The organism is Pseudomonas sp. BP11-1-1 (assembly GCF_052112105.1).
GTDB lineage: Bacteria > Pseudomonadota > Gammaproteobacteria > Pseudomonadales > Pseudomonadaceae > Aquipseudomonas > Aquipseudomonas alvandae.
The window spans coordinates 250312-270275 of sequence record NZ_JAUTYU010000002.1 but is presented as its reverse complement, the minus strand read 5'-3'; the positions used below and the strand labels follow the sequence as shown (position 1 = coordinate 270275).

General features: G+C 62.1%; 21 protein-coding genes. 11 read left to right on the top strand and 10 right to left on the bottom strand.

Translation table 11 applies throughout. From position 1 onward, the window contains the following. Nucleotide 1 precedes the first annotated feature (1 nt). The 3 genes from rnk to cyaY all read right to left on the bottom strand — a co-directional run bounded on the left by rnk (nucleotide 2) and on the right by cyaY (nucleotide 1268). Nucleotides 2-412 (bottom strand): nucleoside diphosphate kinase regulator, encoded by a 411-nt coding sequence (rnk, locus tag Q7C33_RS04790; RefSeq protein ID WP_030138171.1) that lies wholly within the window; start codon nucleotides 410-412, stop codon nucleotides 2-4. Between the two features lie 300 nt (nucleotides 413-712). After that, entirely contained in the window at nucleotides 713-931 is a 219-nt protein-coding gene (locus Q7C33_RS04785; RefSeq protein WP_198797536.1) for a DUF1289 domain-containing protein, read from the bottom strand. A gap of 4 nt (nucleotides 932-935) precedes the next feature. Next, a complete protein-coding gene (gene cyaY / locus Q7C33_RS04780) occupies nucleotides 936-1268 on the bottom strand; it encodes an iron donor protein CyaY (protein WP_030138173.1) in 333 nt (110 codons plus the stop codon). A 226-nt stretch (nucleotides 1269-1494) separates the two neighbouring features. On the opposite strand from cyaY, the gene lptM reads away from it, so the two are divergent. Genes lptM through Q7C33_RS04750 form a run of 6 tightly spaced genes read left to right on the top strand, consistent with a single transcriptional unit; the run spans nucleotide 1495 to nucleotide 6105 of the window. Continuing rightward, nucleotides 1495-1674 carry an LPS translocon maturation chaperone LptM gene (gene lptM, locus Q7C33_RS04775; RefSeq protein ID WP_030138174.1) on the top strand — a complete coding sequence of 60 codons (180 nt, stop codon included), beginning with the start codon at nucleotides 1495-1497 and terminating at the stop codon, nucleotides 1672-1674. Nucleotides 1675-1683: 9 nt separating this feature from the next. Next, a complete protein-coding gene (lysA, locus tag Q7C33_RS04770) occupies nucleotides 1684-2931 on the top strand; it encodes a diaminopimelate decarboxylase (RefSeq protein ID WP_030138175.1) in 1248 nt (415 codons plus the stop codon). A gap of 4 nt (nucleotides 2932-2935) precedes the next feature. After that, entirely contained in the window at nucleotides 2936-3766 is an 831-nt protein-coding gene (dapF, locus tag Q7C33_RS04765; protein WP_030138176.1) for a diaminopimelate epimerase, read from the top strand. A gap of 13 nt (nucleotides 3767-3779) precedes the next feature. Then, nucleotides 3780-4502 carry a DUF484 family protein gene (locus tag Q7C33_RS04760; RefSeq protein WP_217860617.1) on the top strand — a complete coding sequence of 241 codons (723 nt, stop codon included), beginning with the start codon at nucleotides 3780-3782 and terminating at the stop codon, nucleotides 4500-4502. Between the two features lie 2 nt (nucleotides 4503-4504). Continuing rightward, nucleotides 4505-5404 carry a tyrosine recombinase XerC gene (gene xerC, locus Q7C33_RS04755; RefSeq protein WP_030138178.1) on the top strand — a complete coding sequence of 300 codons (900 nt, stop codon included), beginning with the start codon at nucleotides 4505-4507 and terminating at the stop codon, nucleotides 5402-5404. Next, nucleotides 5401-6105 carry an HAD family hydrolase gene (locus Q7C33_RS04750; protein ID WP_030138179.1) on the top strand — a complete coding sequence of 235 codons (705 nt, stop codon included), beginning with the start codon at nucleotides 5401-5403 and terminating at the stop codon, nucleotides 6103-6105. The genes xerC and Q7C33_RS04750 overlap by 4 nt, the downstream gene beginning before the upstream one ends. A 203-nt stretch (nucleotides 6106-6308) precedes the next feature. Here Q7C33_RS04750 and sutA read toward each other — a convergent pair whose 3' ends face one another. The 4 genes from sutA to glnK all read right to left on the bottom strand — a co-directional run bounded on the left by sutA (nucleotide 6309) and on the right by glnK (nucleotide 9078). After that, nucleotides 6309-6632: a transcriptional regulator SutA gene (gene sutA / locus Q7C33_RS04745; RefSeq protein WP_007941277.1), complete on the bottom strand. Its 324-nt coding sequence runs from the start codon at nucleotides 6630-6632 to the stop codon at nucleotides 6309-6311. Nucleotides 6633-6733: 101 nt separating this feature from the next. Beyond that, nucleotides 6734-7159 (bottom strand): secondary thiamine-phosphate synthase enzyme YjbQ, encoded by a 426-nt coding sequence (locus Q7C33_RS04740; protein ID WP_030138180.1) that lies wholly within the window; start codon nucleotides 7157-7159, stop codon nucleotides 6734-6736. A 212-nt stretch (nucleotides 7160-7371) separates the two neighbouring features. Beyond that, a complete protein-coding gene (locus tag Q7C33_RS04735; protein WP_030138181.1) occupies nucleotides 7372-8706 on the bottom strand; it encodes an ammonium transporter in 1335 nt (444 codons plus the stop codon). 33 nt (nucleotides 8707-8739) lie between these two features. Beyond that, nucleotides 8740-9078: a P-II family nitrogen regulator gene (gene glnK, locus Q7C33_RS04730; protein WP_002555808.1), complete on the bottom strand. Its 339-nt coding sequence runs from the start codon at nucleotides 9076-9078 to the stop codon at nucleotides 8740-8742. A 415-nt stretch (nucleotides 9079-9493) separates the two neighbouring features. On the opposite strand from glnK, the gene Q7C33_RS04725 reads away from it, so the two are divergent. Continuing rightward, the gene (locus Q7C33_RS04725; RefSeq protein ID WP_053148583.1) at nucleotides 9494-9754 is read left to right on the top strand and encodes an accessory factor UbiK family protein; all 261 of its coding nucleotides are present in this window, start codon (nucleotides 9494-9496) and stop codon (nucleotides 9752-9754) included. A 91-nt stretch (nucleotides 9755-9845) separates the two neighbouring features. Here the strand turns inward: Q7C33_RS04725 and Q7C33_RS04720 are convergent, their stop codons facing one another. After that, the gene (locus Q7C33_RS04720; protein ID WP_323154099.1) at nucleotides 9846-11486 is read right to left on the bottom strand and encodes a methyl-accepting chemotaxis protein; all 1641 of its coding nucleotides are present in this window, start codon (nucleotides 11484-11486) and stop codon (nucleotides 9846-9848) included. A gap of 462 nt (nucleotides 11487-11948) precedes the next feature. Here Q7C33_RS04720 and Q7C33_RS04715 point away from each other — a divergent pair, with 462 nt between their 5' ends. The 3 genes from Q7C33_RS04715 to Q7C33_RS04705 are packed head-to-tail and all read left to right on the top strand — an operon-like array spanning nucleotide 11949 to nucleotide 15562. Then, nucleotides 11949-13373, top strand: a complete 1425-nt coding sequence (locus Q7C33_RS04715; protein ID WP_407682925.1) for a cytochrome c — start codon at nucleotides 11949-11951, stop codon at nucleotides 13371-13373. A gap of 30 nt (nucleotides 13374-13403) precedes the next feature. Beyond that, nucleotides 13404-13931 carry a sugar dehydrogenase complex small subunit gene (locus Q7C33_RS04710; RefSeq protein WP_407682924.1) on the top strand — a complete coding sequence of 176 codons (528 nt, stop codon included), beginning with the start codon at nucleotides 13404-13406 and terminating at the stop codon, nucleotides 13929-13931. After that, a complete protein-coding gene (locus tag Q7C33_RS04705) occupies nucleotides 13928-15562 on the top strand; it encodes a GMC family oxidoreductase (RefSeq protein WP_323154096.1) in 1635 nt (544 codons plus the stop codon). The genes Q7C33_RS04710 and Q7C33_RS04705 overlap by 4 nt, the downstream gene beginning before the upstream one ends. 6 nt (nucleotides 15563-15568) lie before the next feature. Here Q7C33_RS04705 and Q7C33_RS04700 read toward each other — a convergent pair whose 3' ends face one another. Further along, nucleotides 15569-16846 (bottom strand): sensor histidine kinase, encoded by a 1278-nt coding sequence (locus Q7C33_RS04700; RefSeq protein ID WP_323154095.1) that lies wholly within the window; start codon nucleotides 16844-16846, stop codon nucleotides 15569-15571. A 221-nt stretch (nucleotides 16847-17067) separates the two neighbouring features. Here Q7C33_RS04700 and Q7C33_RS04695 point away from each other — a divergent pair, with 221 nt between their 5' ends. Beyond that, nucleotides 17068-18561: a YifB family Mg chelatase-like AAA ATPase gene (locus Q7C33_RS04695; protein WP_407682923.1), complete on the top strand. Its 1494-nt coding sequence runs from the start codon at nucleotides 17068-17070 to the stop codon at nucleotides 18559-18561. A gap of 6 nt (nucleotides 18562-18567) precedes the next feature. Here Q7C33_RS04695 and Q7C33_RS04690 read toward each other — a convergent pair whose 3' ends face one another. Further along, a complete protein-coding gene (locus tag Q7C33_RS04690; RefSeq protein ID WP_407682922.1) occupies nucleotides 18568-19782 on the bottom strand; it encodes an aldose 1-epimerase family protein in 1215 nt (404 codons plus the stop codon). Between the last annotated feature and the right edge of the window lie 182 nt (nucleotides 19783-19964).

Sequence of the window (19964 nt, the reverse complement as noted above, 5' to 3'; positions counted from 1 at the left end):
GTCAGAACGCGCAGTCGCCGCCATTGACCGGCTGCGACTCGACTTCCAGCAAGGTCAGTTTCAGCGTCTTGCCGCCCGGGGCCGGCCAGTCGATGTGCTGCCCGACCTTCAAGCCCAGCAAGGCGCTGCCCACTGGCGCAAGAATCGAAATCCGCCCCTCGTCCGCATTGGCGTCCTGTGGATAGACCAACGTCAGGTGATAATCCTTGCCGCTGCTTTCCTCGCGGCAGTGCACCCGCGAATTCATGGTCACGACATCGGCAGGCACTTCATCGTGCCCCACCAGGGTTTCGGCGCGATCCAGTTCGGTTTGCAAGGCGACCACGCCTGGCAGCGTTTCATCCAGGCTGTCGATCAAGCGCTCCAGACGCTGTACGTCCAGGCGAGTCAGGGTGATGGAAGGTGCGGTCATGGTCCAGGCAGACTCCTTTCTTCTGCACGAAAAAAGCAAAACCCCGCCACATAAAGACGGGGTTTTCACGCGCCTCGATGAGGTGAGGCGTTGCTGGACACTACCACAGCTCAAAAAATATACAACCCGAGGAAGGCTCGCCCTGCCCATGGGCAACACAGAACCCTTGTGGCGAGGGAGCTTGCTCCCGCTCGGCTGCGCAGCAGTCGCAGTTTTTTGGGGTCGCTTCGCCCGAGGCGTCGGACCGTCCCAGCGGGAGCAAGCTCCGTCGCCACAAAGCGCTCATCCATCCGTGAGTGGCTACTTCAGGGATCGGCGCTTGAGCGCCTCGGCACAAATCACCCGCCGACGCTCATCGTCGGCCGAGCGCCATTCGCGGATATCCTCCACATGCCGGAAACAGCCGAGGCAGACCTTGTGCTCATTGAGCTTGCACACGCTGGTGCACGGCGACGGCACGGCCGGGCTGACATTGCTGTAGAGCGGCTTGGGCGGCCGCGCCGGGACGGTCTGGCTCACGAAATCACAAGCCTTCGAAATCGAATTCGACGCCGGCCTGTTGCTTGACGATGCGTTCAAGCATCTCGCCCAGTTGCTCTTCGCTCTTGTCACACATCCAGCGCTCGCTTTCCTCGTCGTAGTCGAAGTGGAAGCCGCCGGACACCGCCGCCAGCCACAACTGTCGCAACGGTTCCTGGCGGCTGAAAATCAGCTGGGTACCGTTTTCGAACTTGACCGTCAGCACGCCGGCGGACATTTCAAGGTCGATGTCCAGGTCGCTTTCTTCGAAGATATCCTCCAGCGTTTGCTGGGTCGCATCGACCAGATCGTGGAAACGGGCTTCAGTCAAACTCATTGCGGCAACCTCGAAAATGTCTGCTCATGCTCAAGCGCCGCAAGATACGGACGCGCCCGGCTGAATGCAAAGGATAACGACCAAGGGCCCGTGGGTGCTGAACATTGTTCACCAAATGGGCGCCGCTGGAGCCCAAGGCCCGCCGGACGGGCGCCCCGTTGCATAGGCAAGCTGTCGGGTGGCCGGTATACTCCGGCGCAATTAACGCATTTTCAAGGATTTCGCCATGAAGCGCCTGATCTCTTCCCTTGCTGCGCTCGTCGCGGTTGCCTGCCTTGTGACAGCCTGTGGTCAAAAAGGTCCGCTGTACCTGCCTGATGACAGCAAGTCTCCCGAAGAACAAGCAGAGCAGGCCAAGTCGTCGCAATCCAAATCCCACACGCACGACACCCAGACCACCTACTAAGGGAACGCCATGGACGCTTTTAACTACCGTGGCGGGGAGCTGTTCGCGGAAGGGGTTGCCCTGTCTGCGATCGCCGAGCGTTTCGGCACGCCGACCTACGTCTATTCCCGTGCCCACATCGAAGCCCAGTACCGGACCTTCGCCGATGCCCTCGACGGCATGCCGCACCTGGTGTGCTTCGCTGTAAAAGCCAACTCGAACCTGGGCGTGCTCAACGTCCTGGCACGCCTGGGCGCCGGCTTCGACATCGTGTCCGGTGGCGAGCTGGAGCGTGTGCTGGCCGCTGGCGGCAGCGCTGACAAGATCGTGTTCTCCGGCGTTGGCAAGACCCGCGAAGACATGCGTCGCGCCCTGGAAGTCGGCGTGCACTGCTTCAATATCGAATCCACCGATGAGCTGGAACGCCTGCAAGTCGTCGCCGCCGAACTGGGCGTTCGTGCGCCGGTTTCCCTGCGCGTGAACCCGGACGTCGACGCCGGCACCCATCCGTACATTTCCACCGGCCTGAAGGAAAACAAGTTCGGCATCGCCATTGCCGACGCCGAGGACGTGTACGTGCGCGCCGCCCAACTGCCGAACCTGGAAGTGCTGGGCGTCGATTGCCACATCGGCTCGCAACTGACCACCCTCGAACCCTTCATCGACGCCCTCGACCGCCTGCTGGCACTGGTCGATCGCCTCGGCGACTGCGGCATCTACCTGCGTCATATCGACCTGGGTGGTGGTGTCGGCGTGCGCTATCGCGATGAAGAGCCGCCGCTGGTGGCCGACTACATCAAGACCGTGCGCGAACGCCTCGACGGCCGCGACCTGGCGTTGATGTTCGAGCCGGGCCGCTACATCGTCGCCAACGCCGGCGTGCTGCTGACCCAGGTCGAGTACCTCAAGCACACCGAACACAAGGATTTCGCCATCGTCGATGCGGCCATGAACGACCTGATCCGCCCGGCGCTGTACCAGGCCTGGATGGACGTCACCGCCGTGCGCCCACGTGACAGCGAAGCTCGCAGCTACGACATCGTCGGGCCGATCTGCGAAACCGGTGACTTCCTAGCCAAGGGTCGTGAGCTGGCGCTGGAAGAAGGCGACCTGCTGGCCGTGCATTCGGCGGGCGCCTACGGGTTTGTCATGAGTTCCAACTACAACACCCGCGGCCGCTGCGCCGAGGTGCTGGTGGACGGTGATCAGGCATTCGAAGTACGCCGCCGCGAGACGGTAGCCGAGCTGTTTGCCGGCGAAAGCCTGCTGCCGGAGTAATACCATGCTGCTGCGTTTTACCAAGATGCACGGCCTGGGCAATGACTTCATGGTCCTCGACCTGGTCAGCCAGCACGCGCACATCCTGCCCAAGCACGCCAAGCAATGGGGTGATCGGCACACCGGGATCGGTTTCGATCAGTTGCTGATCGTCGAGGCGCCCAACAACCCGGACGTGGATTTTCGCTACCGGATCTTCAACGCCGACGGTTCGGAAGTGGAACAGTGCGGCAACGGCGCGCGCTGCTTTGCCCGCTTCGTGCTGGACAAGCGCCTGACCGCCAAGCGGCAGATTCGCGTCGAGACCAAGAGCGGCATCATCGAACTCGATGTGCGCAGCGACGGCCAGATCGGCGTCAACATGGGTGCTCCACGCCTGGTGCCGGCGGACATTCCGTTCCAGGCGCCGGCCCAGGCCCTGAACTACACCGTTGATGTCGACGGCACGCCAGTGGAACTGGCGGCGGTGTCCATGGGCAATCCCCATGCGGTGCTGCGCGTGGACGACATCAACAGCGCACCGGTACACGCACTGGGGCCGAAGATCGAAAACCATCCGCGCTTTCCGGCCCGGGTAAACGTGGGTTTCCTGCAGGTGATCGACCGCCACCGCGCCCAACTGCGCGTCTGGGAACGCGGCGCCGGGGAAACCCAGGCCTGCGGCACCGGCGCCTGCGCCGCGGCCGTCGCTGCGATCAGCCAAGGGTGGATGGATTCGCCATTGCTGATCGACCTGCCCGGCGGGCGCCTGTCCATCGAGTGGGCAGGCCCTGGCGAACCGGTCATGATGACCGGCCCGGCCGTACGCGTATACGAAGGACAAGTTCGTCTTTGAGTGAGCCAAACCCATGACCGACAAGCCAAAGGTTCCAGCCCCGCAATCCGACGAAACCCCGAGCCTTCCGGACTCAGCGGCGGTGACCGCGTACCTGGAGGCGCATCCGGACTTCTTCGTCGAGCATGAAGACCTGCTTGCCACGATGCGGATCCCCCACCGGCGCGGCGATACCGTGTCGCTGGTCGAGCACCAGATGAAGATCCTGCGCGAGCGCAACATCGAGATGCGCCATCGCCTTTCGCACCTGATGGACGTCGCCCGGGACAACGATCGGCTCTTCGACAAGACCCGGCGGCTGATTCTTGCACTGATGGATGCCAGCACCCTGGAAGACGTGGTGATGAGCGTCGAGGACAGCCTGCGCCAGGATTTCCAGGTGCCCTTCGTCAGCCTGATCCTGTTTGGCGACAACGCCATGCCGGTGGGCCGTTGGGTCACCCACGCCGACGCGCAGACAGCCATCGGCGGCCTGCTCACGGAGAACAAAAGTGTCAGCGGCAGCCTGCGCGAGCACGAGCTGGACTTCCTGTTCGGTGAGGAGCAACGCAAGCAGATCGGTTCCACTGCTGTCGTGGCCATCGCCCACCAAGGCGTCCACGGCGTATTGGCCATCGCCAGCCGCGATCCGCAGCACTACAAGAGCTCGGTGGGCACGCTGTTCCTGAGCTATATCGCCGAAGTCACCGGTCGGGTGCTGCCACGAGTCGCCGGTTCGCTGCGCTCGGTACGCTGACGATGGAACGGCAGTTGGACGCCTACTGCGAACACCTGCGCAGTGAGCGCCAGGTGTCGCCTCACACCTTGTCGGCCTACCGCCGTGACCTGGAAAAAGTGCTCGGCTGGTGCCAGAAGCAGAACATCGACACCTGGTCGAGCCTCGACATCCAGCGCCTGCGCAGCCTCGTCGCCCGCCTGCACCAGCAGGGGCAATCCTCCCGCAGCCTGGCGCGACTGTTGTCGGCGGTGCGGGGCCTGTATCACTACCTGAACCGCGAAGGCCTGTGCGATCACGACCCGGCCACCGGCCTGGCACCGCCCAAAGGCGAACGCCGCCTGCCAAAGACCCTCGACACCGACCGCGCCCTGCAATTGCTGGACGGCGCCGTCGAGGATGACTTCATGGCGCGACGGGACCAGGCGATCCTCGAACTCTTCTACTCCTCCGGCTTGCGGCTTTCCGAGCTGACGGGGCTGAACCTGGATCAACTGGACTTGGCCGACGGCATGGTCCAGGTGCTCGGCAAGGGCAGCAAGACCCGCCTGCTACCCATCGGCCGCAAAGCCCGCGAAGCCTTGGAGTTGTGGTTGCCGCTGCGAGCACTGGCCAATCCGGTCGACGACGCGGTGTTCATCAGCCAGCAGGGCCGACGCCTGGGCCCGCGGACCATCCAACTGCGGGTCAAGGCCGCCGGCGAACGTGAGCTGGGGCAGAACCTGCACCCGCATATGCTCAGGCATTCCTTCGCCAGTCATCTGCTGGAATCCTCCCAGGACCTGCGCGCCGTCCAGGAGCTGCTCGGCCACTCGGACATCAAGACCACCCAGATCTATACCCACCTGGATTTCCAGCACCTGGCGACGGTCTATGACAGTGCCCACCCCAGGGCCAAACGCATCAAGGGCGACGAATCATGACCATCGAGCTCATTACTTTCGACCTGGACGACACGCTGTGGGACACCGCGCCGGTGATCGCCAGCGCCGAAGCCGTCCTACGCCAATGGCTGACCGACAACGCGCCCGACCTGGGCGATTTCCCGGTGGAGCGCCTGTGGGCGATCCGCGCGCAAGTGCTCAGCGAAGAACCCACCCTCAAGCACCGCATCAGCGCACTGCGCCGACGCGTGCTGTTCCGGGCGCTGCAAGACGCCGGTTATGACCAATGGCGAGCCTCGGAGTTGGCAGACCAGGGATTCGAGGCATTCCTCCATGCCCGGCATCAACTGGAGGTCTTTCCCGACGTCGAGCCGACCCTGGAAATCCTCGCCAACCAGTTCGCCCTTGGCGTCGTCACCAACGGCAATGCCGATGTGCGTCGCCTCGGACTGGCCGACTACTTCAAGTTTGCCTTGTGCGCCGAAGACATCGGCGTCGCCAAGCCTGACGCCCGGCTGTTCCACGAAGCCTTGCAACGCGGCGGTGCAACGGCGCAAACCGCCGTGCACATCGGCGATCACCCGGGCGACGATATCGCCGGCGCCCAACAGGCCGGCCTGCGCGCGGTGTGGTTCAACCCGACGGGCAAGGCCTGGGACGCCGATCACGCCCCCGACGCAGAGATCCGCAGCCTGACCGAACTGCCGGGGTTGTTGGCAGCGTGGCATAGCCAGCGCTGAACCCTGCCCTGTAGCCACAGCCTTCTGTGGGAGCGAGCTTGCTCGCGATGACGGCGGCACATACAACATCAACTCCCAACAGACCCACCGCTATCGCGAGCAAGCTCGCTCCCACAGAGACTGCGCCTGGTCTGGGAACAGAATCGCACCCATGAAAAAGCCCGCAGCGACGGCGGGCTTTTTCAGCAAGCAAGGGCAGATACTCAGATAGGGCGGCTGCCGTACTTGTTGTCAGGCTTCTTGGGCGGATCAGCGACCACGTTGGCCTCCACTTCCTGCACCTTTCCGCCCCGGGCCAGGAATTCCTCCATGGCCTTGGCGAGCGCATCACGCTCCTTGTTCTTGGCCTCTACGCTCGGCAACTCGTCGACCGATACCGCTGCCTTGGCCTTGCCTTTGGCAGTCGGGACCGGAACATCGGCACCGTCGTCGTCAGCGACGTCTTCAGCCGCCGCTTCCAGGCCTTCTTCGGCCTCGTCTTCATCACCTACTTCGAGGTCGTCGTTTTCCAGATCATCGTCGCTCATGTTCTACCTCATGACTTGCGAAAAGCAGATTAGTTATAGCCCAGCTTCGCCATCTGTCGAAGGCTGCCAGAAAAAATTCAAGATCCGCCGGCAATCAGCGGTCATGCCCCTTCACCGTGCAAGGTGGCGAGGACTTTACGAGCACCGCCATGATCACGGTGTTCGCCCAAATAGACACCTTGCCAGGTACCCAATGCCAACCGCCCCGCCGTTACCGGAAGGCTGAGTTGACACCCCAGCACACTGGCCTTGAAGTGCGCCGGGAGGTCGTCCAGGCCTTCGTCGTTGTGCTCATAGTCGGCGGTTCCTTGTGGGATCAGCCGATTGAAAAATCGTTCGAAGTCTCGACGTACCGCCGGATCGGCGTTCTCGTTGATGGTCAACGAGGCCGAGGTATGCTGCAGCCACAGATGCAACAGACCGACACGACAGGCCTTGAGTTCAGGCAAGCCGGCGAGCAACTCGTCTGTCACCAGATGAAAGCCCCGGGGCCTTGCCCGCAGGGTTATCAACGTCTGCTGCCACATACAGATCTCCGCACGTTCGGCGCGCATTCTAGCGCGCTCTGGGAAAAAACAAAGGGCCTAATATTCTTGCCCCCATGTAAGCCTTTGGCGGTAGAAAAACCCATGTCGCATACACAACAAAAGGCGTCGGAAAAACCAGCACGCCCTGTGAGCAATGACAAATTCCAGACAAAAAAATGCCCGGCGAACCGGGCATTTTTTTTATGCGCTGCTTACAGGTTGTAACCGCGCTCGTTGTGCTGGGCCAGGTCCAGGCCCACGGCTTCTTCTTCCTCGGAGACGCGCAGACCCATGACGGCGTCCAGTACCTTGAGGATGATGAAGGTGACGATCGCGGTGTAGACCACGGTGAACGCCACACCCTTGAATTGAATCCACACTTGCGCGCCGATATCGGTCACGGTGCCGAAGCCGCCCAGGGCCGGTGCGGCGAACACGCCGGTCAGGATCGCGCCGAGGATACCGCCGATGCCATGCACGCCGAAGGCGTCCAGGGAGTCGTCATAGCCGAGTTTGCGCTTGAGGGTGGTGGCGCAGAAGAAGCACACCACACCGGCCGCCAGGCCGATAACCAGGGCGCCCATCGGGCCCACTGTGCCAGCAGCGGGAGTGATGGCGACCAGGCCGGCCACGACACCCGAGGCGATACCCAGTGCGCTTGGCTTGCCATGGGTGATCCACTCGGCAAACATCCAGCCCAGCGCCGCCGCGGCGGTAGCGATCTGGGTGACCAGCATCGCCATGCCGGCGGTGCCGTTGGCGGCAACGGCGGAACCGGCGTTGAAGCCGAACCAGCCGACCCACAGCATGGCCGCGCCCATCAGGGTGTAACCCAGGTTATGCGGCGCCATTGGCGTGGTCGGGAAGCCCTTGCGCTTGCCCAACACCAGGCACGCCACCAGGCCTGCGATACCGGCGTTGATGTGCACCACGGTGCCGCCAGCGAAGTCCAGCACACCCCAGTCCCACAGCAGGCCGCCGTTACCGGACCAGACCATGTGCGCAATCGGCGCATACACAAGGGTGAACCACACGCCCATGAAGATCAGCATGGCGGAGAACTTCATCCGCTCGGCAAACGCGCCGACGATCAGGGCCGGAGTGATGATGGCGAAGGTCATCTGGAAGGTGATGAACACCGCCTCAGGGAACAGCGCCGCCGGGCCGGTCAAGCTCGCTGGCGTGACGCCGGCCAGGAAAGCTTTGCCCAGGCCACCGATGAAGGAATTGAAGTTGACGACGCCCTGCTCCATGCCGGTGGTGTCGAACGCGATGCTGTAGCCATAGATGACCCACAGGACGCTGATCAGACCGGTAATGGCAAAGCACTGCATCATCACGGAAAGAAGGTTTTTCGACCGGACCATGCCACCGTAGAACAGGGCGAGGCCGGGAATGGTCATGAACAGTACAAGAATCGTGGCCGTCAGCATCCAGGCGGTGTCGCCGGAGTTCAGGACGGGGGCTGCCGCTTCTTCTGCCATGGCCAGGCCAGGCATTGCGAAGGACAACAGGGCTCCTAGCCCTGCGAATTTACGCAGAGTCATATTGTTTTCTCCTGGGGCGTTGGGTTTGGCGGCTTAGATGGCGTCGGTATCGGTTTCGCCGGTACGGATGCGGATAGCCTGTTCCAGATTGACCACAAAGATCTTCCCGTCACCGATCTTGCCGGTGTTGGCGGCCTTGGTGATTGCCTCGATCACCCGGTCAAGATCCTTGTCGTCAATGGCGACGTCGATCTTCACCTTGGGCAGGAAATCGACCACGTATTCCGCGCCGCGATACAGCTCGGTGTGACCTTTCTGCCGACCGAAGCCTTTGACCTCAGTAACGGTAATGCCCTGCACGCCGATCTCGGACAACGACTCGCGCACGTCGTCCAACTTGAACGGCTTGATGATGGCAGTGACTAGCTTCATGAAACTTTCTCCCGAATTGGTGGACTTGCCCCAGGAAAACAAACCCGACTCAAGTCTAAGCGCAGTGCCTGGCTTTGTAACGCGTCGTCGGCCCAAGTTGCCCGACAGGTGCCAGTTAACCGATCCTGACGAAACTCCCCGTTTCGCCTGCTGCACTGCATTCGTCACAGCGACTGCATCAGTGCATGGGTCATCAGCCTCTAAGCAGAAACCTTGCCATCTGTGCCCAACCCTCCTGATTTCAACCCCTTACCCGTTGCATGCGGCGGTGTCGGGCCACGAAGCGCAACGATACGCACAACAACGGTGCGACAGCGCCCGGCCCTGTGCGCGAAAAGCGTGCATCCCTGCCTGGCGAATTGACTATAGACACTGCGTGATACACTGCCCGCCATTGTTTTCCAGGACACCTGCCATGCTTGCGCCCAAAGACCTCCTCGACGCCCTGAGCGGCCATGCCTCCCGCCTGTTGAGTGGCGACACGCCGCTGCCCAAAAGCGAAATCGAAAGCCAGTTCAAGGCCTTGCTGCAAAGCGGCTTCAGCAAGCTGGACCTGGTCAGCCGGGAGGAATTCGACAGCCAGATGGTCGTGCTGGCCCGGACTCGGGCGCGGCTCGAAAGCCTGGAAGCCAAGGTCGCCGAGTTGGAAGCGCGACTGGCTCCGACACAGGAATAAAAAGCCCCGGATCATTGCCAGGTGCGCCACGGACATTGGGCCGCGAGCCGACGTGATACGCCTGGCAGCCCAGGCGTATCACCCCAAGGGGTCAGAGACGGAAACGGCCGACCAGCGTATTGAATGACAGGGCCAGGCTGGACAGCTCCTGGCTCGAGGTATTGGTCTGGTTCGCCCCAGCGGCAGTCTGGGTCGAGAGATCCTGGATATTCACCAGGTTGCGATCGACCTCGCGGGCCACATGGGCCTGCTCCTCGGAAGCCGTGGCAATCATCAGGTTACGGTCATTGATCTGCGAGATGCCATCGGCGATCTGCTCCAGCGCCTCGCCAGTGGCCCGGGCCAAGCTCTGGGTCTCGGTCACCAGCGCCTGGCTCTTGCCCATCGCATCGACCGCGCTGTCGGCACGATCCTGTACCGAGTGGATCATGCTCTCGATTTCACCGGTTGATGCCTGGGTGCGCGCCGCCAGGGCGCGAACCTCATCGGCTACCACGGCAAAACCGCGGCCCTGCTCCCCGGCGCGAGCAGCTTCGATGGCCGCGTTGAGCGCCAACAGGTTGGTCTGTTCAGCGATCCCGCGAATCACATCCAGCACCTTGCCAATATCGCGTACCTGCACGGCAAGGTCCCTGACCAGCCCGGTGGACGAGGTGATTTCCTGGGTTGCATTGTTGATCGCCTGCACCGCGCTACGGGCCTGATCCCGTCCATTGCTCGCCTGCGAACTGGTCGACTGCGAAGCCTGCGAGGTGGAGACGGCATTGCGAGCCACTTCCTCGACCGCCGAAGTCATCTCGGTCACGGCCGTGGCCGCCTGCTGGATCTCATCATTCTGTCGGAGCAAGGCACGACTGCCATCGTCGGTGACCATCGTCAGCTCCTCAGCGGCGGAAGCCAACTGGTCCGAAGCGCTGGCAATCTGCTGGATGGTGGTCTTCAAGCTCGCCTGCATATCGCCCAGCGCCTTGAGCAACTGGCCGGCCTCGTCGCGACTGTTGCTGGTGATGTGCTGAGTGAGGTCGCCCTGGGCGATGCGTTGTGCGCAATCGACCGCCACGGCAATCGGTCGACTGATCAGGCGGCTGATAAACACGCCCAACAGCAGCGCCGCGATAAAGGCAATGACGATACCGCTGTACAACACGGTCTTGGCCGTCATCTCCTGCTGCGTGGCGGCCTTGGCGTCTTCGCCGATCTGGCGGTCATTGGAGTCGATCATGAGGGTCAACTGGTCCATCACCTTGCGATAGGCCTTCTGCAAGTCACCCAGCAGCAGGGTGCGACCGTTCTCCAGGTCGCCAGCCGCCATCATCGCGACGTACTGCTGCACCATGGCCTGGTAGACCGGCCAGTCGCGGGCCATCTGGTCGCCGGCGATGCGCTCGTCTTCAGCCAGGTGGCCTTTGCGGTAATCGGCGAAAGCCTTTTCGCTGGCCAACTGATTGGCTTTCATCGAAGCGAGAAACTCATCCTTCACGCTCTGCGGAGCATTGCCCGCGGTCGCGACATATAACCGGTACAGGTCGCGCGACTGGCCGACCGCCTTGGTCTTGGTCTGCGACGTGTTGGCCACCGAGACCAGGTTGTTGTTGAACACCGCCTGCAGACGTGCCGACAGCGCGGAAACACCACTGACGCCAAGCATGCCCACGGCGAGCGTGATCAGCGCGCAGAGAAAAAACGAGGTGATCAGTTTGGTCGAAAATTTTGCGTCATTGAGCCAGTTCATCGGTTGATCCTCATGGGTGCTGATCGAGCAGCACCCGTCATGTGTGCATTTCCCTGCCCCGCATAACGCCAGGTAAAGGGCCTGTGTCCGGATTCCATCGCCACTTGAGCCCGCCCTGACGGCCAGGCGCCGGGAGCGGATGACTGGCTGTTTTTTGATCAAGACGTCGTACAACATCACAAACATACAAGCAAAACGCCCAGTTCATCCTCAAGCTGGATGGAGCAAACTCCTTGCTTACCTGCCCATTACGCTCATGACGACATGGGCTGACAACTTTATGAAATGCCCGACTTAGAGCGCTCGTAAAGAAAAAATAAATAATGGCCCTTAGCCATATTTATTGAGAAATGTTACAGCATGTGAAATATTTATCGCAACGTAGGACATCGTACGACATCAAAGCGTTATTAATAGAAAATCAAAAAACGCGCGTCGAAACCCAACCGTGAGGAGTTACACATGCATCCGCAGAGGATGGCCCAGCCATTGCCCGACGTGCGCAAGGCGAAGCTCGTGAGGAATATGCTCGCAGGGTGTCTGGCCCTGATGACGGTCTGCCTGACGGCCCACGGCGAGACGCTCGACACCCACGCCTCCCCAGGCAAGCGACTGGCGGTGGCAGCCGATTGCGTGGCCTGCCACAGCGCCATCGGCGGCAAGCCCTTTGCCGGCGGTTATCCACTCAACTCGCCAATGGGCGTCATCTATTCGACCAACATCACCCCTTCGAGGACCGCCGGCATCGGCCAATACACTCAGGCAGACTTCGCCCGCGCCGTGCGCGATGGCGTGACCCCGGACGGCTCCCGCCTGTACCCGGCGATGCCCTACACCTCCTACGCAAAGATGACCGACAGCGACGTCGCCGCCCTGTACCAGTACTTCATGGAAGAGGTGGCACCGGTGGACACACCCAGTCCCAAGACCGAGCTCGACTTCCCGTTCAATATCCGCGCCGCGATGCTCGGCTGGAACGCCCTGTTCCATAGCCAGAAACGCTTCGTGGCAGATCCGGGCAAGTCCGCGCAGGTCAATCGAGGCGACTATCTGGTCAATGCGCTGGCCCATTGCGACACCTGCCATACCCCGCGCAATGCCCTGATGGCAGCGGATAATGAAAAAGCGCTTTCCGGTGGCTCGCTGGGCGCTTGGTATGCACCAAACATCACCTCGGACAAGACCAGCGGGATTGGGGACTGGTCGAGCGATGAGCTCGTTGCCTACCTGCGCAGCGGCCATGTAGAGGGCAAGGCGCAAGCTGCCGGGCCCATGGCAGAAGCGGTCGAGAACAGCCTGCAGTACCTTGGCGAAGATGATCTCAAGGCCATCGCGGCCTACCTGCTGCAGACCACACCGATTGCTACCGGCGAGCAACAGGCCCGCCATACCTTCGGCCAGGCCTCGAACGACGAACTCAACCTGCGCGGCGGCAATCCGCAAGACAATCCAGGCTGGCACATCTTCAGCGGCACTTGCGCCAACTGTCACCAAGCCAATGGCCAGGGCACTCGCGAGTATCCATCGCTGTTTCACAACACCGCGACCAGCCGCCGCGACAACCTGATCGCAACCATCGTCTACGGCGTGCATCGCGAAGTCGACGGTGTGGCAATCGATATGCCGGCCTTCGGTCCAGGTGCGCTGTTCACTGATCGTCTCGACGACCAACAGATCGCCGATGTCAGCAACTATGTCCTGTCCCGCTATGGCAATGCCGGACTGAGCGTGACCGCCGCCGATGTGGCGCAGGTACGTGAAGGTGGACCCAAGGCTCCTATTGCCATGCTGGCAGGGTACAGCGTACCGGCAATGATCGTGCTCGGCCTGCTGATCCTCCTGGCGCTTTACAGACGCAAGACTCGTCGCCAGCGACAGGGGGCCTGAGCAATGGAAACTTCGATGACGGACAAGCACATGCCCATTTCATCCGCCCCCACCGACGGGTTCTCCCGCCGCAGCCTGCTGCGCGGTTCGGTCACACTGGGCCTGGCGGCCCTGGTCAGTGGCCTCGGCCCCTGGCAATCAGCGATGGCCACGGCCGAGGACGACCGGGACTTTATCACCCTGTCGCAATTCCTCACCAGCCGCCCGGTCAACCCGGTCCTGGCGGCACGTTACTACCGCGCCCTGAGCCGACGCGCACCGAACTTCCGCGGTAATGTCGGCGCCCTCAGACAGTTGATCGACGAGCAGGGCTTCAAGCATGTGGATGAATACCTGGCCCAGGTCAGCCCTGACGCATCGCTGAAGGCGACCGCGACCAGCATCATCTCGGCCTGGTACTTGGGCATCGTCGGCGAGCTCGCCGATGCCGAACTGATCAGCTACTCCGAGGCGCTGATGTATCGCCCGACCCACGGCATCCTCATCATCCCAACCTACGGCGGTGGCCCCGACTCCTGGGGCGCCAAGCCAGCCGACACCCAGGATTTCAAACTATGAGCAGCGTTGTTTACGATGCCGATGTCGTCGTCATCGGCTCCGGCGTTATGGGTGGCTTGATTGCCAGCGAACTGGCCAAGGCGAACAAATCCGTGATCGTCCTCGAAGCAGGTCCTCGGGTGAACCGCCGCGATATCGTCGAGACCTTCCGCAATGCGCCGGTCAAGCTCTCACTGGCCAATGCCAAACTGCAAGGCGCCGGTTCGCCCTATCCGAGCCTGCCTCATGCACCTTCCACCTACGGCGATTATCTGCAGCAAGTCGGCCCAGTGAAGTACAACACTTCCTACTTGCGCGTGGTCGGCGGCACCACTTGGCACTTCGGTTCCTCGCTGTGGCGCATGCTGCCCAATGACTTCCGCCTCAACTCCCTCTACGGGCGCGGGCGCGACTGGCCGATCAGCTATGACGAACTGGAACCCTTCTACGCCCGCGCCGAGACCGAGCTGGGCGTGTCCGGGGTCGACGGCCAGGATGAGAGCGGCCAGGGCGGCGCGGCCTATCCACCGCGCTCGATTCCCTACCCAATGGAAGGCCTGAAGCCGAGTTATATGTTCAAGCGCCTCTCGAGCCTGTTGAGCAAGGGCGGCTACAATCCGATCCTCGAACCCAATGGCCGCGCCACCCGCCCCTATGGCAAGCGCCCGCCATGCGCGGGCAACAACAACTGCAACCCGGTCTGTCCGATTGCCGCCAAATACGACGGCTCGATGCATATCGACGAGGCCGAGCGCCATGGCGCCAAGGTCCTGGACAACTCGGTGGTCTACAGGATCGAGGCCGGCAACGACGGCAAGATCACCGCGATCTGGTACATGCGCCCGGACAAGACCCAGCATCGCCTGACCGCCCGGTACTTCGTGCTGGCGGCCTATGGCATCGAATCGCCGAAGCTGTTGTTGATGTCCACGTCCGAGAAATACCCCAATGGCATCGCCAATACTTCCGATCAGGTCGGCCGCAACCTGATGGACCACACCGGGGTGAGCATGAACGTGATGGCCAAGGAGGACATGTGGCCCGGCGAGGGACCGACCCAGTTGCTGGTCTACCTGAACAGCCGCGACGGCGCATTCCGCAAGGACTACCCGAGCTACAAGATCAAGGTTCGCAACACGGTGCCAACCTCGCAGATCACCACCAACCTGATCGCCAAGGGTGTGCTGGGCTCCAGGCTCGACGAACAGATCCGCCTGCAGTCGGCGCGCTCGCTGAACTGGGCGGTGGACTTCGAAACCCTGCCGCTGCCGGAAAACCGCGTTACCCCGAGCAAGACTCGCTTCGACGCGATTGGCCTGCCGGTACCGGAGATCTACTACAGCGTTCCCGACTACTGGCACGCAGGCAAGGAAAAGGCCCTGGAGGACCTCAAGCAGTTCGCCCACCTGCTCGACGCCGACATCGTCAGTACCGACGTCAACTTCCAGAACCGTCAGCACATCATGGGCACCACGATCATGGGCGACGATCCGAAAAATTCAGTGGTCGACCGCGACTGCCGCAGCCACGACCACGCCAACCTGTTTATCGCCGGCACCAGCGTGATGCCGTCATCGTCCTGCGTGAACCCCACGTTGACAGGTGCCGCGTTGAGTATTCGTATCGCCGATCAATTGCTGAGGGAGGTGTAGGACCTATCAACCATCCGCCGCCCGCTGAGATGGGTCCGGGGTCAGTGCCAGCGGCAGCTCCAGGGTAAACAGTGCGCCGTTGCCCGGCCCGGCGCTCTGCACGATCAGATCACCGCCCATCTCGTGCGCAGCCAGGATGCAGCTGTGCAGGCCAAAACCGTGACCGTCGACACGCGTGGTGAAGCCGTGCTCGAACACCCGCGCAAGATTGTCCTGAGAAATCCCCTCGCCATTGTCCTCGACCTCGACCCGCACGCGCCCCTCGTCAACGACCTTCAGGCGGAGGACAATCTGCGGCGGCCGGTTCGCTCCCGCGTCCAGCGCCTGCTTGGCGTTGTTGATCAGATTGACCAGGATCTGCAGCACTCGGTGCTTGTCCAGCGGCATTTGCGGGATATCACTGAATTCCTTGATCAGCGTGATGTGGTGGCGGGCCAGGGACACATCGCAAATGCGCACCACGTCCTCGACCAGCTCTCGCAACGAGCCCGGTTCCAGGACGCTGGCGTTGCCGGCGTAGGACTGCTGGGTGGCGACAATTTCCTTGATGTGGTCGATCCGGCGGGTCAACTGCGCCAGCTCGGCGATCATGCCCTGTTGCTCGATTGCCAGCGCGTCGGCCAGCTTGTCGAGATAATCGGGTAGCGCGCGCCCCTTCGGGTCGCTGCTGATGAAGTCACCGAGGTCATCGGGATGCTCCTTCATCAACTGGACGACCTTGGCCACCGATGGCCCCTTGGACGTATGCACCTTCTCGTACAGGACCTGGGCTGACACATTCACGCTATTGAGCACGTTGCCCACGTTGTGCAGCACGTTGGTGGCAATTTCCGCCATGCCGGCCCGGCGCGCCGTCGTGACCAGTTCGGCCTGCGCCTCGCGCAACTCGTCGTTGACCCTGGCCAATTGCTGCGGGCTGGGGATCTTCAGGGCTGCCGGTACCAGCCGGACCAGCAGGATCGCGGTAATCACCGAGGCAATCGCGGTGATCACCTTGACCAGCGCCGACAGCCAGTAATAGGGCTGCCAGATGGTCAGGATCTCCATCACGTGGCTGGTCCCGCAGGCCAGGATAAACACGCCAAAGGCCGCCAGCATCCAATCAAACGGTACGTCCTTGCGCTTGTGGATAAAGTACAGGAGGGTGAAGGGGATGGTGACGTAGGACAGGGTGATCAAACCGTCGGCGATCACATTGGTCCACAGCAGGTCAGGCCGCCACATGTAGCAATGCCCGTGGGGCATGAAGCGCTTGTCGGTCAACAACGCCAACAGATCGTCCATGGGTCACATCCTCTCTGTGCGTTGATCCCGCCCGGTGTCGATCAGACAAATCCAGCTTAGCAGAGGCCTCGCCCGGGCCACGCTTATCCCGGGATGGGGCCGGCGCCTCGGTAATATCCTGCGAAGATTTCCCCATCGAATGACCGCTCATGTGCTGGTTTCCCCGACTAGCCTTAAGGAGCCGCAGGACGCGGCATCCTATTCGTCTCAAGGACCGCTTCATGTCGCTCGCCATTGTCCACAGCCGCGCCCAGGTGGGGGTGGAGGCTCCCGCCGTTACCGTTGAAGTTCATCTGGCCAATGGCTTGCCGTCGTTGACGATGGTCGGCCTGCCAGAGGCAGCAGTGAAGGAAAGCAAGGACCGGGTGCGCAGCGCGATCATCAATTCGGGACTCAATTTTCCGGCACGACGCATCACCCTTAACCTGGCACCGGCGGACCTGCCCAAGGACGGCGGGCGGTTCGACCTGGCGATTGCCCTTGGCATCCTGTCCGCCAGCGTGCAGGTGCCAACGCTGATGCTGGACGACGTCGAGTGCCTCGGTGAGCTGGCGTTGTCCGGCGCCGTGCGACCGGTACGCGGCGTTCTGCCGGCAGCACTGGCGGCACGGGAGGCCGGGCGGATGCTGGTGGTGCCGCGAGCGAATGCCGAGGAGGCCTGCCTGGCCTCGGGGTTGAAAGTGATCGCCGTGGATCATCTGCTCGAAGCGGTGGCGCATTTCAACGGCCACACACCCGTCGAGCCCTTTGTTTCCAACGGGCTGCTCTCGGCCAGCAGGCCGTACCCCGATCTCAGCGAAGTCCAAGGGCAGGCAGGTGCCAAGCGCGCGCTACTGATCGCCGCAGCGGGCGCTCATAACCTGTTGTTCAGCGGCCCACCGGGCACCGGCAAGACTCTGCTGGCGAGCCGTTTGCCAGGGCTGTTGCCGCCACTGGCCGAAAGCGAGGCCCTGGAGGTCGCAGCCATCCAGTCGGTGGCCAGCTGCGTGCCGTTGAGCCATTGGCCGCAACGTCCGTTTCGCCAGCCGCATCACTCGGCTTCCGGCCCTGCGCTGGTAGGCGGCGGATCCAAGCCACAACCGGGGGAAATCACCCTCGCCCACCATGGTGTCCTGTTCCTGGATGAGCTGCCGGAGTTCGACCGCAAGGTGCTAGAAGTGCTGAGGGAACCATTGGAGTCCGGTCACATTGTGATTTCCCGGGCCCGCGACCGCGTGCGCTTCCCGGCGCGCTTCCAACTGGTCGCGGCAATGAATCCCTGTCCCTGTGGATACCTCGGCGAGCCCAGTGGCCGTTGCTCCTGCACGCCCGACATGGTGCAGCGTTACCGCAATAAACTGTCCGGCCCCTTGCTTGATCGCATCGACCTGCACCTGACCGTTGCACGGGAGGCCACGGCGCTGAATCCGAAAGGCGAACCCGGTGGCGACACGGCCACCGCGGCCGAGCGGGTGGCCGAAGCCCGGGAGCGCCAGCAAATACGCCAAGGTTGCGCCAATGCATTCCTGGACCTGCCGGGCTTGCGCCAGCATTGCAAACTCTCCACCGCCGACGAAGCCTGGCTGGAAACCGCCTGCGAACGACTGACCCTGTCGTTGCGAGCCGCTCATCGCCTGCTCAAGGTCGCCCGGACCCTGGCCGACCTTGAGCATGTGCAGCGGATCAGCCGGGAACACCTGGCCGAAGCGCTGCAGTATCGGCCGACCACGGCCTGAAACAGCTTATGGTTTGCTCAGGTCCACCAACGGCGCATCCCGCACTTCGGTTTTGCGATCGCCCTGGATGTCGTCGATGCGCTTGAGGGCCTTGTCCACCGCCGCCTTGTCCGCCAACAGGCTGTAGTGGATCTGGAACTGCTTGCGCTCTTTCGGGGCGATGGTCGGCACCAGCCCCAGCGGGCGCTGGTAGTGGCGGTTGTAGGAAAAGCTGGTGCCCGGCTCAAGCCCGGTCACGTAGCCCTGGCCTTGGGTATCGGTATTTTTCCACAGGGAAAACACCGGGAGCGTGGCCGTGTTGAAGCCCACCGAGACGCCAAGGCTGCCGGCCTTGTTGTGCAGCACCGTCAACGTGTCGCCCTTGGCATCGCCGTAAGGCACGACGTTGTAGACGGTTTCGTCGTAATCCTTGGTGGGGGCTCGATAGGTCGTCCAATCTTTCAGGTCGCCCTTGGCCTTGTCGTTGAACGGCGAGACCTGCTTGACCGGCGCTGCGAAACGCGCGCCCTGTTCCAGGAAGGGCGTGCTGAAATTGCTGTGGTAGAGCGCCTGGTATTCCTTCGGGTAATCGCCGTTGTTGGTCAGCGTGTCGTTGAGCGCGAAGGTCACGCTGCCAGGCTCGGAGACCAGTTCGGTCTGGACCGAGAAATCGACTTTCTTGAACGCCTGCTCCTTCAACTCGCCTCGCAGGGTGATGGCGTAGGGCGGTTTTTCATCGATGTGCAGGGTGACCTTATTGGCTGGAATATTGGCAGCTCGACCATGCAGGGTCAGCAGCTCGCCGTTGTCCATGCCCGGATGGCCAACCCATTCGTAGCCACAGCGCGTGACGAGTTCATTGAAACCTTCCAGCCAGCCCAGGCCGCCGCGGCCGTTGAGTTCGATGAAGGCTGGATTGACCACTTCCTTGACTGGCGAATCCCAACCCATGCGCACATTGCCGACAGAAGCCTGCAGCACGTTCATGCCTCGGGTCGGGACGACCGAGAGCTTCAGGGCGCCGTTGTCGATGTCGACGATGCTGACGCCTTCCTGCCGACCGCCGTGCAGGGTGCGCATCGTCACGGAGAACGGCTTGCCGGTTTTCACGCCTAGCTGTTCGCTGGTGATTTTCCAGGGCTGGGCAGCTTTATCGGTGTCCAACAGGACGTAATCCCAAGCCAGGGCATGGGAGGCAGCGCCCAGGGCGCCAAGGGTAACGAGGAGTTTGAACGGAGTCATGGACGTGACCTTTTATTGGAGTTGTGCGGTTTTTATAGACTTGAAGAAACGTTTCAGCAAGCTTAAAAACAGCAATTTCCTTAAAAAGTAAAGTTCACACGAATGGAGCTTCTGTGGGAGCGGGCATGCTCGCGAAGGCGGTGGGTCAGTGAGTAGAGAAGTGGCTGGAACGCCACCTTCGC

What these genes read in the sequence shown, in the direction of transcription:
- rnk (WP_030138171.1), bottom strand. Translation starts at nt 412, where the DNA reads ATGACCGCACCTTCCATCACCCTGACTCGCCTGGACGTACAGCGTCTG.
- cyaY (WP_030138173.1), bottom strand. Translation starts at nt 1,268, where the DNA reads ATGAGTTTGACTGAAGCCCGTTTCCACGATCTGGTCGATGCGACCCAG.
- lptM (WP_030138174.1), top strand. Translation starts at nt 1,495, where the DNA reads ATGAAGCGCCTGATCTCTTCCCTTGCTGCGCTCGTCGCGGTTGCCTGC.
- lysA (WP_030138175.1), top strand. Translation starts at nt 1,684, where the DNA reads ATGGACGCTTTTAACTACCGTGGCGGGGAGCTGTTCGCGGAAGGGGTT.
- dapF (WP_030138176.1), top strand. Translation starts at nt 2,936, where the DNA reads ATGCTGCTGCGTTTTACCAAGATGCACGGCCTGGGCAATGACTTCATG.
- Q7C33_RS04760 (WP_217860617.1), top strand. Translation starts at nt 3,780, where the DNA reads ATGACCGACAAGCCAAAGGTTCCAGCCCCGCAATCCGACGAAACCCCG.
- xerC (WP_030138178.1), top strand. Translation starts at nt 4,505, where the DNA reads ATGGAACGGCAGTTGGACGCCTACTGCGAACACCTGCGCAGTGAGCGC.
- Q7C33_RS04750 (WP_030138179.1), top strand. Translation starts at nt 5,401, where the DNA reads ATGACCATCGAGCTCATTACTTTCGACCTGGACGACACGCTGTGGGAC.
- sutA (WP_007941277.1), bottom strand. Translation starts at nt 6,632, where the DNA reads ATGAGCGACGATGATCTGGAAAACGACGACCTCGAAGTAGGTGATGAA.
- Q7C33_RS04740 (WP_030138180.1), bottom strand. Translation starts at nt 7,159, where the DNA reads ATGTGGCAGCAGACGTTGATAACCCTGCGGGCAAGGCCCCGGGGCTTT.
- Q7C33_RS04735 (WP_030138181.1), bottom strand. Translation starts at nt 8,706, where the DNA reads ATGACTCTGCGTAAATTCGCAGGGCTAGGAGCCCTGTTGTCCTTCGCA.
- glnK (WP_002555808.1), bottom strand. Translation starts at nt 9,078, where the DNA reads ATGAAGCTAGTCACTGCCATCATCAAGCCGTTCAAGTTGGACGACGTG.
- Q7C33_RS04725 (WP_053148583.1), top strand. Translation starts at nt 9,494, where the DNA reads ATGCTTGCGCCCAAAGACCTCCTCGACGCCCTGAGCGGCCATGCCTCC.
- Q7C33_RS04720 (WP_323154099.1), bottom strand. Translation starts at nt 11,486, where the DNA reads ATGAACTGGCTCAATGACGCAAAATTTTCGACCAAACTGATCACCTCG.
- Q7C33_RS04715 (WP_407682925.1), top strand. Translation starts at nt 11,949, where the DNA reads ATGCATCCGCAGAGGATGGCCCAGCCATTGCCCGACGTGCGCAAGGCG.
- Q7C33_RS04710 (WP_407682924.1), top strand. Translation starts at nt 13,404, where the DNA reads ATGCCCATTTCATCCGCCCCCACCGACGGGTTCTCCCGCCGCAGCCTG.
- Q7C33_RS04705 (WP_323154096.1), top strand. Translation starts at nt 13,928, where the DNA reads ATGAGCAGCGTTGTTTACGATGCCGATGTCGTCGTCATCGGCTCCGGC.
- Q7C33_RS04700 (WP_323154095.1), bottom strand. Translation starts at nt 16,846, where the DNA reads ATGGACGATCTGTTGGCGTTGTTGACCGACAAGCGCTTCATGCCCCAC.
- Q7C33_RS04695 (WP_407682923.1), top strand. Translation starts at nt 17,068, where the DNA reads ATGTCGCTCGCCATTGTCCACAGCCGCGCCCAGGTGGGGGTGGAGGCT.
- Q7C33_RS04690 (WP_407682922.1), bottom strand. Translation starts at nt 19,782, where the DNA reads ATGACTCCGTTCAAACTCCTCGTTACCCTTGGCGCCCTGGGCGCTGCC.